This window comes from Escherichia sp. MOD1-EC7003 (assembly GCF_002965065.1).
Lineage (GTDB): Bacteria > Pseudomonadota > Gammaproteobacteria > Enterobacterales > Enterobacteriaceae > Escherichia.
Genome location: NZ_PTRE01000306.1, coordinates 1 through 942, shown reverse-complemented (window position 1 = coordinate 942; position 942 = coordinate 1). Strand labels below are relative to the sequence as shown.

The window sequence follows — 942 nt, the reverse complement described above, 5'->3', positions numbered from 1 at the left end:
CAGCAGCTGCCTGTCGGAGTCGGGCCTGACGACCGGATGCCGCCAGGCAGCCGGGAGCCGAAGGTGTCCCCGCCTCCGGAAATCAGAACAACAGAAACGACATAACAGAAAAATGCCTCACACCATGACGGGCAGGAAGGGCAGCGCCGCAGGCGCGGCCCTCCTGCATTTCAGGCAGGCGTAAGCCTGCCAGGGTTTTCCGGCGGCCTGGCAGGCCATACCCCCGCCGGAGCGGGGGAGTAAATCACCGACGGAACACATGACCGTCAATAAAGGTGAAGGAGTCCAGGAATAAATCCCGCGCATACGCCTCATAGTCAAAATAGAGCGCCACCGTCTCCGGCACGTCAGCCAGCAGGCCGGTATCACTGACGAACTCAACCGCAAAAGCCTCCTCACTGTCAGCCTCGCCCCACCAGGCATCGCGGAAGGTGTCAAAATCCGTCTCACCGGTATCATCCACCCAGAGACGATAAGCCTCTTCGCAGCCTTCATCCCGTGCCCGGCGGAAGCCTTCAACCCAGGCCCAGTTGATATGGCATTCAGAGGCCATATTCCCCGGGAATCCCTCATAATCCTGAAACATCAGTTCAGGATCGGCTTCATCCTGGTGAAGAGCACGGCAGGCGGCGAAAAAGTCGCGCTCATCATCAAACGTGGTCAGGTCAAACCAGCGTCCGGCGATGCTTCCACAGTTGTATTTGTGCCAGGTTCCAACGTATACAGCAGGTGCAACAACAGACATTCCCGAATCCTCCATAGTCACATGTTCTGCGGCACCGGGCGGTGCCGTGCCTCCATAAAAGCCGGGCGATAAGGCGGGGATGCACAGGGCGCAAGGGAAGCCGCAGCCTGACGCACACGGCTGGCGGGAGTTGGAGGGTGAGACCGCGAAATCTGAGCGGGTGAACGACCGGAAAATCACGGCAGACGGGAAGGAGG

Annotated in this window: 1 protein-coding gene; it reads right to left on the bottom strand. The window is 59.7% G+C overall.

All coding sequences use genetic code 11. The features are described 5' to 3' along the window. Nucleotides 1-244: 244 nt before the first annotated feature. A complete protein-coding gene (locus A7090_RS25525) occupies nt 245-745 on the bottom strand; it encodes an antirestriction protein ArdA (protein WP_000117627.1) in 501 nt (166 codons plus the stop codon). Nucleotides 746-942 lie beyond the last annotated feature (197 nt).

Coding starts and splice junctions, on each gene's coding strand:
- A7090_RS25525 (WP_000117627.1), bottom strand. CDS start 745: ATGTCTGTTGTTGCACCTGCTGTATACGTTGGAACCTGGCACAAATAC.